Source organism: Streptomyces sp. MZ04 (assembly GCF_004684775.1).
Classification (GTDB): Bacteria; Actinomycetota; Actinomycetes; order Streptomycetales; family Streptomycetaceae; genus Streptomyces.
Map to the genome: position 1 here is coordinate 1 of NZ_SRIC01000209.1, position 15,081 is coordinate 15,081.

A 15,081-nucleotide genomic window follows, 5' to 3' on the forward strand; every position below is an offset into this window, starting at 1 on the left:
CACCACCCCCTAACTGCTCCGGTTAGCCATGACGAGCCACCCCCTGCCCGGTGAACGGGCGCTGGTCGGCGGCCGTCTGCGCCCCGTACCGCTGCGCCGCGAGGGCCTCGGCGCGGCGGATCGCGCGGGACGGCCACCAGGTGGCGCGGCCGAGGAGCAGCAGCGCCGCGGGCAGGATCATGACGCGGATCACGAACGCGTCGAGGAGCACGGCCACCGCGAGGACGAAGCCCATCTGCTTCATCTCCAGGATGTGCAGCATCACGAAGCTCGCGAAGACGGTGACCATGACGATCGCGGCGCTGGTGACGACCTTGGCGGAGGACGCGATGCCGTCGAGGACCGCCTGCCGGGTCGGTACGCCGTTCAGCGCGGCCTCGCGGATCCGGCTGACCACGAACACCTGGTAGTCCATCGAGAGCCCGAAGAGGATCACGAAGAGGAAGAGCGGTACGCGCGACGAGATGCCGCCGAGCGAGACGAAGGAGAGCAACTCCTCGGCCCAGTCGCCCTGGAAGACCAGGACGAGCAGTCCGAGCGCCGACCCGACCGAGAGCAGGTTGAGGACGGCGCCGAGCAGTCCGAGGACGACGGAGCGGAACGCGAAGACCGTCATGACGAACGTCATCAGGAGCAGGAAGCCGAGGACGAGGGGCAGCTTCTCGTTCTGGTGGTCCACGTAGTCGGTGCCGCGCGGCACCTCGCCGGTGACGGCCGTCTCGACGCCCGGCAGCTTGTCGACGGTCGCGGGGAGATAGTCCTGGCGGAGGTGGTCGAGCGAGTCCTCGGCCTTCTCCGAGTACGTGGGGTGCGGGGCGTTCAGCTCCAGTGTGGTGGTCCTCCGGTCCTCGGAGGAGCGCAGGAGCGGAGCACCTGAGGGGTGCGAGAAGAGCGGGTCGGCCTGCGCCTTGCGGTCCAACTCCCCCAGGGCCGCCCGGACGTCGGCGGCCTGCGAGGCCTCGGCCCGCACCACGACCAGGTGCCGGACGCGCAGCTCGGGGAAGGCCTCGAGCAGCCTGTCGTACCCCTTCATCGCCTCGATCTCGCGCGAGAAGCTGTCCCGCGCCGGGTTCTTGAGGTTCAGGTTCAGCGCCGGCAGCGCGAGCCCCAGCATGACGAGGACCGAGAGGCACAGGGTGAGCGCGGGGTGCTTGCGGGCGGGTGTGAGCAGGGCGCTCCACACGCGGCCGGGGTTCGTCTCGTCGCGCGTCCGGACGGTCTTGCCCCGGGCCCGGCGCTTGGCCGTGCGGCGCTCGGTGCGGCGGCCGAGCTTGACCAGGAGCGCGGGCAGCACCGTCACCGAGCTGACCACGGCCACGGCGACGACCAGGATGGTGCCGGTCGCGAGGGAGTCGAAGATGACGTCACCGGCGAGGAAGAGCGCGGTGGTGGAGACGATGACGGCGAGCCCGGAGACGACGATCGCGCGCCCGGCCGTCGCGGCGGCGGCCTCGACCAGGGCCTCGGAGGTGAGCCGGCCGCCCGCGCGGGCCCGCTCCTCGCGTTCGCGCTTGAGGTAGAAGAGCGTGTAGTCGACGCCGACGGCCATGCCGATGAGCAGGATCATGCTCATCCCGACGCCGGTGTCCGGCAGCAGGTGCGAGGCCAGCATCGCCAGGCCCATCGTCGCCATGATCGAGGTGACGGCGAGCAGCAGCGGTACGCCGACCATGACGACCGAGCCGAAGACCACGGCCAGCGTGATCAGCGTGATGGGCAGGGTGATCGCCTCGGAGAACTGCAGGTCCTTGTCGCGCTGGCCGTCGACCCCCTTGCTCACGGAGGCGTCGCCGGTCTCCTCGATGACCAGGTCCGGGTGCGCCTTGGCGGCTGCCTCGGTCTGGGCCTGGAGCGGGGGGACGGTGTCCTGGTCGTCCTGCTCGGAGCCGTTCAGCTCCACCTGGACCCGCAGGACCCGTCCGTCGGCCGAGCGCACCGGGTCCGCCACCGACGCGACCTCCGGCAGGGCCTTCATCCGGGCGGTGATGTCCTTGACGGCGGCGTCGGCGGCCCCCTTGTCCAGCGGGCCCGACGCGGCACGGATCAGCACGTGTTCCGTGGACCGCAGTTGGACGCCGCCCTCGGTCGCCAGGGCCTCGGCCCGGCCCGCCTCGCCGACACGGAAGTCCTCAGAGGTCGCGCTGTTCATGCCGGCGGCGATCCCGCCCCCGAGGCACAGCACGACGAACACCAGCCAGCCGATGACCGCGCGCCACGGATGCAGCGCACTCCATCTGGCCACGCGCACCGTGACCGATCGCTTCTTCATGACCATCCCCGCCCCTTCACCAATCCCCAGACCCTCAGGCCTTCATGTGTAAGTGGAGACTGACAGGTGAAGGAGCGAGCCGTCAACTGTCATACGGGGCTGCGGGGAGGCGGATTGACAGTGGAACCCGTCATGCGTAAGCCTTGGCTGACACGTTTCGGGACCAGCGCGAAGGCGGGCCATGGACAGCGAAGAGCTGCTCGCCTTTCTCTCCGCGGTCGGTCATGCCCAGCGGATCCGGATCATCACCGAGCTCGCCCCGGGGCAGCTGTACGTCAGCGAACTGGCGCGGCGGCTCGGCGTCTCCCGGCCCCTGCTCTACATGCACCTCGAACGTCTGGAGAAGGCCGGTCTCGTCGTCGGCCGCCTGGAGCTCTCCGACGACGGCAAGGCGCTCAAATACTTCGAACTGGCGCCGTTCGACGTGCGGTTGAATGTGGACACGATCCTCGCGGCCGTCCAACAGGACACGTCGGACGGGGCAGGACAGCAATCACCTGAGGGGTCTTAATGGACGACGTGATCATCCCGGTCGCCTTCTTCCTGATACTCGCCGGCGCGGTCGTGGCGGTCGCCTACTTCCAGACGCAGCGCAACCGCGAGCGCGACCGCCAGTACGCCGAGGCGATGCTGGGGTACAAGGAAGCCGTCGAGCGGGCCCGGTCCGAGCAGGAGGCGAACCGGCTGCAGCTCGTCGAGATGCACCACCGGATCAAGTCGCTCGAGGGCCTGCTGCGCAGCGTGGACTGAGTCCGTGTGCACCGGCCGGTGCACAGGGGTGCCCCGCACGGACCGCGCGTGTGTAGCTTGGGCGTCGGTCTGAGACGCTTTTACCGTTCAGCCTGAGCAAAAAGTATTGACACAGCCGGAAGGACGGGCGTGCACATCGTCATCATGGGCTGCGGGAGAGTCGGATCCGCTCTCGCGCAGACCCTGGAACAACAGGGGCACACGGTCGCCGTGATCGACCAGGACCCCACCGCCTTCCGCCGCCTGGGCTCCGGCTTCGGCGGCCGCCGCGTCACCGGCATCGGCTTCGACCAGGACACCCTGCGCGAGGCCGGCATCGAGGACGCGGGCGCGTTCGCCGCCGTCAGCAGCGGTGACAACTCCAACATCATCGCCGCCCGGGTCGCCCGCGAGATGTTCGGCATCGAGAACGTGGCGGCCCGCATCTACGACCCGCGCCGCGCCGAGGTCTACCAGCGCCTGGGCATCCCCACCGTCGCCACGGTCCGCTGGACCGCCGACCAGATGCTGCGCAGGCTGCTGCCCTCCGGGGCCGAGCCGCTGTGGCGCGACCCCACCGGCGGCGTACAGCTCGCCGAGGTGCACGCGTCCGACGCCTGGATCGGGCAGAAGATCAGCCGCCTCCAGGAGGACACCGGCGTACGCGTCGCCTTCCTCACCCGGCTGGGCGAGGCGGTCCTGCCGACCTCGCAGACGGTGCTGCAGGAGGGCGACCTGGTGCACGTGATGATGCGTACGGACGAAGTGGACAAGGTCGAAGCGGCGTTCGCCGAAGGCCCCGAGGAAGGTCACTGATGAGGGTCGCCATTGCCGGAGCGGGCGCGGTGGGCCGGTCCATCGCCGGTGAGCTCCTGGAGAACGGGCACGAGGTCCTTCTCATCGACAAGGCGCCGACCGCCATCTCGGTCGAGCGCGTCCCGCAGGCCGAGTGGCTGCTCGCCGACGCCTGCGAGATCACCTCCCTCGACGAGGCGGCGCTCCAGCGCTGCAACGTGGTGATCGCCGCGACCGGCGACGACAAGGTCAACCTGGTCGTCTCGCTGCTCGCCAAGACCGAGTACGGCGTCCCGCGGGTCGTCGCCCGCGTGAACAACCCCAAGAACGAGTGGCTCTTCAACGAGTCCTGGGGCGTCGACGTCGCGGTCTCGACCCCGCGTCTGATGTCCGCGCTCGTCGAGGAGGCGGTCAGCGTCGGCGATCTCGTCCGTCTCCTTCGCTTCAGCCACGGCGACGCGAACCTCGTGGAGCTGACGCTGCCGCCCGAGTCGGCCCTCGCGGGCACGCGGGTCGGCGACGTCGAGTGGCCTGAGGACACCTCGCTGGTCACGATCATCCGCGGCACGCGCGTCCTCGCGCCGACCTCGGACGACTCCCTGGAGGCCGGCGACGAGCTCCTCTTCGTGGCCGCGCAGGCCCGCGAGGAGCAGCTGGAGGACCTGCTTTCGGTGCGCCGGGAGGATGCGGCGAGCTAGTCGCTGCTTGTACGTGGATGGGGGCGCCCGGAAGATTCCGGGCGCCCCCATCCACGTACTGATACGGCGTCTAGACCTCTCTGCGGTGCTGCCCGGCAGCGGCCTTGCGCTCCTCTTCCGCCTTCTCGGCGGCCTCCATCTCGGCGAAGACGTCGATCGGAGTCGGCGCCTTCGCCAGGAAGACCCAGGTCAGCCACACCGCGAGCAGGAACGGCGGGATCTTCAGGGTGATCAGGACCCAGCCGAACTGGGTCGTGTCCGCCCACCAGTAGAGCGGGAAGAGGATCGCGCACTTGGCGAGCAGGATCAGACCCCAGGCCCAACTGGCCTTTGTGTAGGCCTTCTTGCGGCCCGGGTTGCGGGTCCGCCAGGAGAGGTTCTCCTTGAAGACCGGGCCGAGGATCAGTCCGATCAGCGGCACGCCCGCGATGGCCGTGATGATGTAGGCCAGGGCGAGGCCCAGGGTGTAGAGCATGCCCGGCAGATAGAAGTCCTTGGCGTTGCCGGTCATCATCGCGAAGACCACACCGAAGGCCACACCGAAGACGCCGCTGAAGGCGTGCTTGACGGTGTCCTTCATGACCAGGCGGACCGCCACGAGCACCAGGGACACCGCGAGGGCCGCGATGGCCGACATGTGCAGGTCCTTGTTGATCGTGAAGATGGTCACGAAGAGCAGGCCGGGGACGACGGTCTCCACCATGCCCCGCACGCCGCCGAAGGCCTCGAAGAGCGCGGCCTCGGTCACGGCCCTGGAATCGGCTTCCTGATCCGTGGTTCCCTGGTCCGTCGGCTTGTCGAGGGACGTCACCGGCTACTCCCGTCCGAGGGGTCTGAGTTCGTACTTGGGGTTGAAGAGCACCCGGCGGCCCCGGCTCATCGAGATCCGGCCCGACGCGATCAGCTTGCGCCCCGGTTCTATCCCCACGATGGAGCGCCTGCCGAGCCACACCACGTCCAGCGCCGCCGAGCCGTCGAAGAGCTCGGCCTCCAGGGCCGGGACCCCGGCACGTGGCCGCAGGGTGACCGTGCGCAAGGTACCAGTAACCGTCACTATCTGGCGGTCCTGGCAGTCTCCGATGCGGATGCATCCAGCCGTCTCGGAGTCCTCGCGCAGCTCTTCCGACTCCAGGTCCTCCTGGGAGGAGGACAGCCGGTCGAGCATGCGCCGGAATCGGCCCGCCGGCTTCTCTGAACCAGGAACAGCACTCATACAGGAAGCGTACCGGGGGTCGCCGACAGCGCCGCAGTGGGTGCGCTCATCTGTGCTTATGCCCGCTCAGCCCCGGATCGACCCTTGACTCACCGCTCGAACCTGTAACCCATCCCCGGCTCGGTGATGAAGTGCCGCGGATGCGCGGGATCCGCCTCCAGCTTGCGGCGCAGCTGGGCCATGTAGACGCGCAGGTAGTTCGTCTCCGTGCCGTAGGAGGGGCCCCACACCTCCTGGAGCAGCTGCTTCTGGCTGACGAGGCGGCCGGTGTTGCGCACCAGGACCTCGAGCAGATGCCACTCGGTGGGCGTCAGGCGTACGTCGCGGCCGTCGCGGTTGACCTTCTTCGCGGCCAGGTCGACCGTGAAGTCCTCCGTGTCCACCATCACGTCGTCCTCGCCCGCTCCGACGGGCTCGGCCCTGCGGATCGAGGCGCGAAGGCGGGCCAGGAGCTCGTCCATGCCGAACGGCTTGGTGACGTAGTCGTCGGCGCCCGCGTCGAGGGCCTCGACCTTCTCGTCCGAGCTGTGCCGCGCGGAGAGCACCAGGATCGGGACGCGGGTCCAGCCGCGCAGCCCCCGGATGACCTCCACGCCGTCCATGTCGGGCAGGCCGAGGTCGAGCACGATCACGTCGGGGTGGCGTGCGGCGGCGAGCTGGAGCGCGGTGGCTCCGTCCGGGGCGGCGTCCACCTCGTACTTGCGCGCCTTCAGGTTGATCACGAGGGCGCGTACGATCTGCGGCTCGTCGTCGACCACGAGCACCCTCGTGGGGGTCCGGGGGTCTCCCCCGGGAGAGTGCACCATTCTGGCCTGCCTTTCTGGCATCTGGTTCAGGGTCACGAAGTGACCTGGGCGGAGAGATCCGGGCGGTCCTGCGGCCGCCCCGTCGCCGCCCGCAGCGTGAGGACCATGGTGAGGCCGCCGCCCGGGGTGTCCTCGGCCCCGAGCGTGCCGCCCATGGCCTCGACGAAGCCGCGGGCGACCGCGAGGCCGAGGCCCACGCCCGCGCCGCGCGGAGCGTCACCGTAGCGCTGGAACGGCTCGAAGATGCGGCTCTTGGCGGCATCCGGGACCCCGGGACCCTGGTCCACGACCCGGAGCTCGACGCGGTCGCCCAGCGCGCTCGCGGAGACCAGGACCGGTTCGGCGTCGGGGCTGTACTTGACCGCGTTCTCGACGATGTTGGCCACGGCGCGCTCCAGGAGCCCCTTGTCGACGGCGACCATGGGCAGCGTCTCGGGGATGTCGAGCTCCGCGCTGCCGTCGGGGACGCCGCCCAGCGCCATCGGGACGACCTCGTCCAGGTCGATCTCGCGGATCAGCGGGGTGACGGTGCCGGTCTGCAGGCGCGACATGTCCAGGAGGTTGCCCACCAGGTGGTCCAGGCGGTCGGCGCCGTCCTCGATGCCCGCGAGGAGCTCGGCCTGGTCCTCCTCGGACCAGGAGACGTCGTCGGAGCGCAGGGAGGTGACGGCGGCCTTGATGCCCGCGAGCGGCGTACGCAGGTCATGGCTGACGGCGGCGAGCAGCGCGGTGCGGATGCGGTTGCCCTCGGCGAGGGTGCGGGCCTGGTCGGCCTCGGACTGCAGGCGCCGGCGGTCAAGGACGACGGCGGCCTGGGCGGCGAACGCGGCGAGCACCCGGCGGTTCTCCGCGGGCAGCACCCGGCCGGAGAGGGCGAGCGCCATGTGGTCGCCGACCGGCATGTCCACGTCCGCGTCCTCGGGGCGGCCGAGGGGCCGCGGCCCCACGCTGCCCGCGCAGGTCCAGGGGGCGACGTCGCTCTCGCGCTCCAGGAGGGCCACGGACTCCATGCCGAAGGTCTCGCGTACGCGCTCCAGGAGGGCGTCAAGTGAGGTCTCGCCGCGCAGCACGCTGCCGGCGAGGAAGGAGAGTATCTCCGACTCGGCGCGCAGCCTGGCGGCCTGGTGGGTGCGGCGTGCGGCGAGGTCCACCACGGAGGCGACGGAGATCGCGACGCCCACGAAGACGACGATCGCGACGATGTTCTTGGAGTCGGAGATCGTCCACAGGTGCAGCGGCGGCGTGAAGTAGTAGTTCAGGAGCAGCGAGCCGAAGGCCGCCGACGCCAGGGCGGGAAGGAGACCGCCGACCAGGGCCGCCGCCACCGTCAGTGTCAGGAACAGCAGCATGTCGTTGGCGAGGCCCAGGTCGGCGTCGACGTGGGTGAGCAGCAGCGTCAGGAGCGCGGGGCCGCCGACGCCCACCAGCCAGCCCCAGATGATCCGGGATCGTCCGAGCCGTGCCCCGCGGGCCACGGGCAGTCCGCGCCCCTTGGCGACCTCGTCGTGCGTGACGATGTGGACGTCCAGGTCGGGACCCGATTCGCGGGCCACGGTCGCGCCGACGCCGGGCCCGAAGACGTACTGCCAGGTCTTGCGGCGCGAGGAGCCGAGGACGATCTGGGTGGCGTTGACGCCGCGGGCGAAGTCGAGCAGCGCGGCCGGTATGTCGTCGCCGATGACGTGGTGGAAGGTGCCGCCGAGGTCCTCGACCAGGGTCCGCTGGACGGCGAGCTCCTTGGGCGACGCGGCGGTCAGGCCGTCGCTGCGGGCTATGTAGACGGCGAGGATCTCGCTGCCGGAGCCCTTGGCGGCCATCCGGGACGCCCGGCGGATCAGCGTGCGGCCCTCGGGGCCTCCGGTGAGGCCGACGACGATGCGCTCGCGGGCCTGCCAGGTGGAGCGGATGTTGTGCTCGCCGCGGTACTGCTGGAGGTATTCGTCGACCCGGTCGGCGACCCAGAGCAGCGCGAGTTCGCGCAGCGCGGTGAGGTTGCCGGGGCGGAAGTAGTTGGAGAGGGAGGCGTCGATCCGGTCGGGCTTGTAGATGTTGCCGTGGGCCATGCGCCGGCGCAGCGCCTGTGGCGACATGTCGACCAGCTCGATCTGGTCCGCGCGGCGCACCACCTCGTCCGGCACGGTCTCGCGCTGGCGTACGCCGGTGATCGACTCGGCGACGTCGCCGAGGGACTCCAGGTGCTGGATGTTCACGGTCGACACGACGTCGATGCCCGCGGAGAGCAGCTCCTCGACGTCCTGCCAGCGCTTGGCGTTGCGCGATCCTGGCACGTTGGTGTGCGCGAGTTCGTCCACCAGGGCGACGGCGGGCGAGCGCTCCAGGACGGCGTCCACGTCCATCTCGGTGAAGCGGGAGCCGCGGTACTCCAGCTCCTTGCGGGGCAGCTGTTCGAGGCCGTGCAGCATCACTTCGGTGCGCGGCCGGTCGTGGTGCTCCACGAAGGCGACCACGCAGTCGGTGCCACGCTCGATGCGGCGGTGCGCCTCGGAGAGCATGGCGTACGTCTTGCCGACGCCCGGTGCCGAACCGAGGTATATCCGAAGCTTGCCGCGTGCCATGGCCCCATTGTCTTCCCGAAACTGCGCCGTACGCAGCGCCGATGTCTGCGCCGATCTCTGTACGCAGCGTCGACCTTACGGCCAACAATTCCCGCAAAAGGGACGAGGGTGCGCGGGCGGCCGCTCCTTGACGCAACCCTGATGGGCCGGTCGGCGCCGCGGCTCGGGCGTCAGTGCTCCACGATCTCGCCGTCGCTCAGTTCGAGGACCCGGTCGGCGAGGTCGAGCAGCGCCGTGTCGTGCGTGGCGACCAGGACGGTGACGCCCTCGCTGCGGACGACGGCGCGCAGCAGCTCCATCACGGCGAGCCCGGTCTCCGCGTCGAGCTGCCCGGTGGGTTCGTCGGCGATCAGCAGGGACGGCTTGTTGGCGAGGGCGCGGGCGATCGCCACGCGCTGCTGCTGCCCTCCGGAGAGCTCGCCCGGCCGCTGCCCGGCGTGGTCGGCGAGCCCGACGAGGGCGAGCAGGAGCTCGACCCGCTCCTCACGCGCGCGTGGATCGGTTTTCTTGAGCCGCAGGGGTACGCCGACGTTCTCGGCGGCGCTGAGGATCGGGATGAGTCCGAAGGACTGGAAGATGAAGCCGACGCGGTCGCGCCGCAGCTCGAGGAGCCCGTCCTCGCCGAGGCCCGCGAGTTCGAGGCCCTCGACGGTGATCTTCCCCGCGTCCGGGGTGTCGAGCCCGCCGACGAGGTTGAGCAGCGTGGTCTTGCCGGACCCCGACCGGCCCTTCAGGGCGACCAGTTCGCCGCGCGGGACGGTGAAGGAGACGCCGCGCAGGGCGTGCACGGCGGCCGCTCCGGTGCCGTACGACCGATGCAGATCCTCGACGACGACCGCGTCCTGCGTCATGCACACTCCCCCGTACGGTCCTGTTGGGCCGGGCGCCAGTATGGTCACCGTACGCCCGGCCCAACAAGGCCCGGATCAGCTCGGGTTGTCCGCGTGGGTGAGGGTCTCCCAGGCGACGAAGAGGTTGTTGGAGCCCGCCGGGCGGTTCTGCTCGGTGAGCTTCTGGGTGTTGGTCATCGGCAGCCCCATGCGGCCGTGCAGGGCGTTGTAGCCGACCTCCGTGACGGGTCCCATGCCCCGGTCGAGCGAGCCCCCGCAGAGCCAGCTCGGCGGTGCCTCGCCCAGCTCGTACTTGGCCTGGAAGCCGAGCCCCTGCCGCAGTCGCTCCCCCACGTCGGTCTTGTAGAGGTCCTCGCCCTGGATGCGGCTGGTCTCGGCGACGTGCGAGATGGCGGAGAGCCCGTACCCGGTGTGCGTGAGGTCGCGGCAGGTCTCCTGGGTGAGCCCGGTGACGAAAGTGCCCTGCCCCTGCCAGTACTTGACGATCTTCTCGCGGGTGTTCAGGTTCTGGCTGGGCACGGTCTTCGGCAGCGATCCGTCGGACGCGAGATAGACGTAGGCGGCCGTACGCGTACGGAACTTCGCCATGGCCTTGTCGTACGCCCCCTTGTCGTCGAGGAAGACGGAGATGCCGACGGCGGCCTCCATCATCGACAGCTCCCAGTTGCCGTTGGAGTTGGAGCCGTTGATGATCTCGGGCAGATAGACGTTGCGCAGCATCGTCGCGAAGCGCCCGGAGTTGGACCAGCCTCCCGTGTACGTGTGCTTGATGATCTCGGCGGCCCTGGGCCAGGACGAGCCCGCCCAGCCGGTCTGCAGCGGGGCGTTGCTGTTGGTGTGGTCCTTGATGGTGCCGGACCAGGCGTCCATCAGCTCGATGGACTTCTTCGCGTAGCGCTCGTCGCGGGTGATGTACCAGGCGAGAGCGGTGGTGTACGCGGCTATCGCGTCCTCGCGCTCGTCGGTGCAGCCGTAGTTGGGGTCCGAGTAGGAACCGCACTCGACGACCGCGCGGGGCTTGGGCGTGCGCGACAGGGAGGCGTACTTGCTCCCCTTCATCTGATCCCAGGCACCCTTCCAGGGCTGGGCTCCCGCGTCGACCTTCTCCTTGGTGAAGTCCAACTGGGCGCGGGAGACGGTGACTCCGGGGTGGGCGAAGGTGCTGGGCGCGGCGTCGGCGCGCTCGGCGCCGGGCCAGGATAGGACGGCGGCGACCAAGGCGGTCACTACGGAGGCGACGGTCGCGAGGACGGCGGTGCGACGTCTGCGGCGGTGGCGCACGGGTGTGGGGGTGTCGGCCATGCGAGGGCCATCCATTCTCGTATGTGAACTTCAAGTACCTTTCTGAACACGCGTGTTGGGCCGTGACCATAGGTACGGACCAGTCTTCCGTCAAGGCCCAGCCTTCCGTCAAGGCGTGGAGTCACCCCAGACCCCGATGTGGTCCGCCTCCTCCGTGAGCCGCACCCGCCCTCGCAGCCCATAGCGCTCGACGTACTCCCGCGGCAGCTGCAACCGCCCCGCCCGGTCCAGAACCGTGAACTCCTCCCCCGCGCCGCCCTGTTCACGCAGCGTCTCCGTAGACGTACGGCCGTCCCGGATGCGCACGGTGCGGCGGACCTGCCCGGAGACGAGCGCGTCGTGCGTGACGACCAGGACGGTCGCGCCGAGCTCCTCGTTGGCGCGGCGCAGCGCGGCGAACACCTCCTCGCCACTGGCCGTGTCCAGCTCTCCGGTGGGCTCGTCGGCCAGCAGGACGCGGGGCGCGTTGGCGGTGGCGACCGCGACGGCGATCCGCTGCTGCTCGCCGCCGGACAGCTCGGCGGGGCGCCGGTCGCGGCAGTGCGCGACGCCGAGCACGCCGAGCAGTTCGGCGGCCCGCGCGGTCCGCTCGCGACGGGGCACGCGCGCGTACTTCATCGGCAGCGCGACGTTCTCCAGCGCGGTGAGGTACGGCAGGAGGTTGCGCCCGGTCTGCTGCCAGACGAAGCCGACGGTCTTCCTGCGATAGCCGAGGCGTTCGCGGCGCCCCATGGCGAGCAGGTCGTGGCCCGCGACGCTCGCCCGTCCCGCGGTCGGCAGATCGAGTCCCGAAAGGATCGACAGAAGGGTGGACTTGCCGGAGCCCGATGCGCCCACGAGGGCCACACACTCCCCTTCCCGGACCACCAGGTCGAGCCCCTGGAGCGCCTGCACCTCCACCGCGTCGGTGCGATAGACGCGTACGAGGTTGTCGCAGACGACCAGACCTTCGTCACCGGCGGGGCGGCGCGCGGCGGTCGCCCGTGCCTCCAGGTCGGCGAGTTCAGTCATCGTTCCTCCCCAGTCGCAGGACGGCGCCGAGGCCCCGTCGCCGTCCGAGCCATGTCTCCACGCCCACCGCGGCCGCCACCAGGGCGATGGCCCCGGCGGCCGGCACCGCTGTGAACAGCGCGTCGGTCCGCAGGGCGGGCGCGGTGGGACCGCCGGTGAACTCCCGCAGGTCGAGGGCGGGTCCGAGCAGCTCAGGCAGGGTAAGACCGAGCGTGACGCCGCCCGCAACGGCCGCGAGCACCAGCGGAAGGAGCTGGAGCAGATGCAGTCCGGCGACGGCACGGCCGCCCAGGCCGAGCGTGCGCAGCCGGGCGGCGGTGCTGCCGCGTGCGGGGGCGGACAGCAGGAGTTCGAGTACGAGAGCGAGCAGTGCGAGGAGCACGGCCACGGCGGTGCACGCGGTGTGCGCGGCGGTCACCGCCGCGATCAGGCCGTCCTCGTCGGCCTCGGCCTGCTCCTCGGCAAGGATCCGCAGCTCCCCGACGCCGATGCCCGGCGCGGTGCGCGGGACGACGGAACGCAGCCGGTCCGGGTCCAGGCGTGGCCCGTACAGGAGCAGGGCGGACTCCTCGAACTCGCTCGCTTCGAAGGCCTCCAGGTCCCGGTTGTCGGCGAGCAGGAGACGTTCTCTGCCCTCGGTGCCGTCGCGTACGGGGCCGAGGGCGGGGTCGCTCCGCACCGCGTCGGGCAGGGGGCCCACGACGCGCAGACGCCGCTCCTTGCCGTGCACGGTGATGGTGAGCACGTCGCCCGCGTCGGCGGCGTCGGCGAGCACCCGGATGTCACGGCTGCCACCGCCCCCGCTGATGCCCGCGCCGATGAGCGCGCGGGCCGCCGGTGAACTCCCCGCCGCCGAGCGCAGTTTCAGGCCGTCGACGCCGATCAGGCCGGCGATCCCGTACCGCCCGCCGTCCGTCCCGCTCATCGGGTCGACCCGCAGCTGCCGCACCGTCACCGTCTCCCGCACCCCACGCGCGCGTGCCAGGCGCTCCGCGGTCTCGGGGTCACGCCCGGCCCCCAGGAAGGAGGCATCGGCACCCACCCGCCAGGCGGCCGCGTCCCGCCGCCCCTCCGTCAGCGTCCCGGTGACCAGACCGCCGAACACGGCACCGGCGAGCGTCACCACCAGGACGAGCAGCGCGAGCGCCCGGGCGGGGGCCTCCTTGGCGGCACGGGACAGCGCGATGAGGACCACGGCTCCGCGCCACCGGGCCGACCAGCGCGCGACAAGGCGTACCGGCAGGGGATAGAGGCGCACGAGCACCACCACCGTGGCGAGTCCGAGCAGCACGGGCACGGCGGCCAGCAGCGGATCGCCTCCCGAGCCGCCCGTGGTGCCACGGGCCCGCAGCGCGAGGACACCCCCCGCCGCGACCACCAGCACACCCGCCTCGGCGACGGCACGGCGACCGCCACCGGATCCCCTGTCCCGAAGCAGGGCCCGGTCCCGCACGGCCCACCAGGTGAGCAGGGGCAGCAACAGCCAGGCGCACAGGGCGACAAGCACCCCGCGCCCGTACGCGGACGACGCAGACGCCGCGGGCGACACACCCGGCAGCAGCGAGGCACCCGTACAGCCCGCCACGAACCCCAGCACCACGGCCGGTGCGGTCGACAGCGCGCGCCCCAGGGCGATCCCCGAGGCCGATGCCCCACGCGCGCGTTGCAGACGATGAACGTCAAGCCGACGGCGTACGGAGAGCAGCGAGGCGACCACGACGGCGGCAAGGCCCACCGCTGTCACCGAGGCGAGCGCGAAGGAGATCACGACACTCCCCTGCCGCCATTGGCGCTGGAACTCGTCCAGGGTGTCCGGCAGTTGGGTCGCCGTCTCCACCTCGGTGGCCGGATGCGAGCCGAGGGCGCAGGCCATACCGCCGTACATCCCGAAGTCACAGGTGACGCCCTGCACGGACTCCGGATAGCGGAACATGAGGCGCTCGAAGTCGCGCTGCCCCTGCTCGCCGACGAAGCGCGCGGCGTCCGCGCCGAGGTCGAGCCGCATGCCCCAGACCACGGTGAGCTCGGCGCGCGACTGGTTCTGCAGCACTTCGACGCCGCGCGGCGCGAGGAGTGCGCCGGCGTACCGCACCGCTTCGTCCGCCCCGCCGCGCGGATCCCGTGCCGTACGCGCGAGCAGGGGCTGCTCGCGCCAGAGCCGCCGCCCGTCATCGGCGGCGAAGAACCCGACCACCCGGGCCGGTGCGTCCACGTTCTCCAACGCTCCGGGCCCGAGCCGGAGTTCCTGCCCGAGCCGCAGCTTCAGCGCGTCACGGGTGCGGGTGGAGACGGCGAGCTCGACCACGCTGCCACGCGCGCGTGGGGGCCGCCCCGCGGCGTAGGCGGCGGCGGGCGGCGCGTCGGAGGCGTACAGCAACGACAAAGTGGTCCCCTCGCCGATCCGCACACCGGGCAGCGCGATCCGGGTGGAGTCGCGGACGAGGTCACCCCGCAGGGCCGCGGGTGCGGCATTCTCGATGACTGTCGAGAACCGCCCGAGATCGGCACCCAGCGCACTCTTTTCGCCGGGCCGCTCCACCTCCGGATCGAACCGCATCCGGTGCGTGATCCCGGGCGCGGCCCGCTGCTCCTGCTCGAGCCGCGCCGCCAACGCGTCCCCGGAGGACCGCTCAAGCATCCCCGGCCCGGCCACAACGACCCCACTGAGCACAGCCACAAGCACCGCAAGACACCCGAGCAGCGCGAACTCCGCCCGCACCAGCCGCCTCATACGCCACCACACCGACCGCACGCCCACCGGCACCGCCCGCCCAAGGCCACCGCACCCCCGGACCGAACGCGCACCCAGCGGCGCCCGCCCGTCCGAACTC

The 15,081-nt window shown here is 71.1% G+C and carries 13 protein-coding genes; 4 read left to right on the top strand and 9 right to left on the bottom strand.

What is annotated here, in order from left to right:
• Window positions 1-22 precede the first annotated feature (22 nt).
• Entirely contained in the window at window positions 23-2,269 is a 2,247-nt protein-coding gene (locus E2651_RS31300) for an MMPL family transporter (protein ID WP_135334624.1), read from the bottom strand.
• Between the two features lie 181 nt (window positions 2,270-2,450).
• On the opposite strand from E2651_RS31300, the gene E2651_RS31305 reads away from it, so the two are divergent.
• The 4 genes from E2651_RS31305 (at window position 2,451) to E2651_RS31320 (ending at window position 4,491) form a co-directional block, all read left to right on the top strand.
• Complete coding sequence (locus tag E2651_RS31305; protein ID WP_135334625.1) at window positions 2,451-2,780, top strand: winged helix-turn-helix domain-containing protein; 330 nt, start codon at window positions 2,451-2,453, stop codon at window positions 2,778-2,780.
• A complete protein-coding gene (locus E2651_RS31310) occupies window positions 2,780-3,019 on the top strand; it encodes a hypothetical protein (protein ID WP_135334626.1) in 240 nt (79 codons plus the stop codon). The genes E2651_RS31305 and E2651_RS31310 overlap by 1 nt, the downstream gene beginning before the upstream one ends.
• Before the next feature lie 129 nt (window positions 3,020-3,148).
• Window positions 3,149-3,814, top strand: coding sequence for a TrkA family potassium uptake protein (locus E2651_RS31315; protein ID WP_135334627.1), 666 nt, complete (start codon window positions 3,149-3,151; stop codon window positions 3,812-3,814).
• Window positions 3,814-4,491, top strand: coding sequence for a TrkA family potassium uptake protein (locus tag E2651_RS31320; RefSeq protein ID WP_135334628.1), 678 nt, complete (start codon window positions 3,814-3,816; stop codon window positions 4,489-4,491). Before E2651_RS31315 ends, E2651_RS31320 begins: the two co-directional genes overlap by 1 nt.
• Window positions 4,492-4,561: 70 nt before the next feature.
• Here E2651_RS31320 and E2651_RS31325 read toward each other — a convergent pair whose 3' ends face one another.
• The 8 genes from E2651_RS31325 to E2651_RS44255 form a co-directional block, all read right to left on the bottom strand.
• On the bottom strand, window positions 4,562-5,302 hold the full coding sequence (locus tag E2651_RS31325; protein WP_135334629.1) for a DUF3159 domain-containing protein: 741 nt from the start codon (window positions 5,300-5,302) through the stop codon (window positions 4,562-4,564).
• A 3-nt stretch (window positions 5,303-5,305) separates the two neighbouring features.
• Window positions 5,306-5,704, bottom strand: coding sequence for an OB-fold nucleic acid binding domain-containing protein (locus E2651_RS31330; protein WP_135334630.1), 399 nt, complete (start codon window positions 5,702-5,704; stop codon window positions 5,306-5,308).
• An 89-nt stretch (window positions 5,705-5,793) separates the two neighbouring features.
• A complete protein-coding gene (locus E2651_RS31335) occupies window positions 5,794-6,510 on the bottom strand; it encodes a response regulator (protein WP_135334631.1) in 717 nt (238 codons plus the stop codon).
• Window positions 6,511-6,542: 32 nt separating this feature from the next.
• Complete coding sequence (locus E2651_RS31340; RefSeq protein ID WP_135334632.1) at window positions 6,543-9,086, bottom strand: sensor histidine kinase KdpD; 2,544 nt, start codon at window positions 9,084-9,086, stop codon at window positions 6,543-6,545.
• 170 nt (window positions 9,087-9,256) lie between these two features.
• Window positions 9,257-9,937, bottom strand: a complete 681-nt coding sequence (locus E2651_RS31345) for an ABC transporter ATP-binding protein (protein ID WP_135334633.1) — start codon at window positions 9,935-9,937, stop codon at window positions 9,257-9,259.
• Window positions 9,938-10,012: 75 nt separating this feature from the next.
• Window positions 10,013-11,239: an alginate lyase family protein gene (locus tag E2651_RS31350; RefSeq protein ID WP_135334634.1), complete on the bottom strand. Its 1,227-nt coding sequence runs from the start codon at window positions 11,237-11,239 to the stop codon at window positions 10,013-10,015.
• Between the two features lie 108 nt (window positions 11,240-11,347).
• Window positions 11,348-12,250, bottom strand: coding sequence for an ABC transporter ATP-binding protein (locus E2651_RS31355; RefSeq protein ID WP_135334635.1), 903 nt, complete (start codon window positions 12,248-12,250; stop codon window positions 11,348-11,350).
• Window positions 12,243-15,081: hypothetical protein (locus E2651_RS44255; RefSeq protein WP_209446292.1), on the bottom strand; the 2,839-nt coding region annotated here is incomplete at its 5' end. The genes E2651_RS31355 and E2651_RS44255, both read right to left, overlap by 8 nt.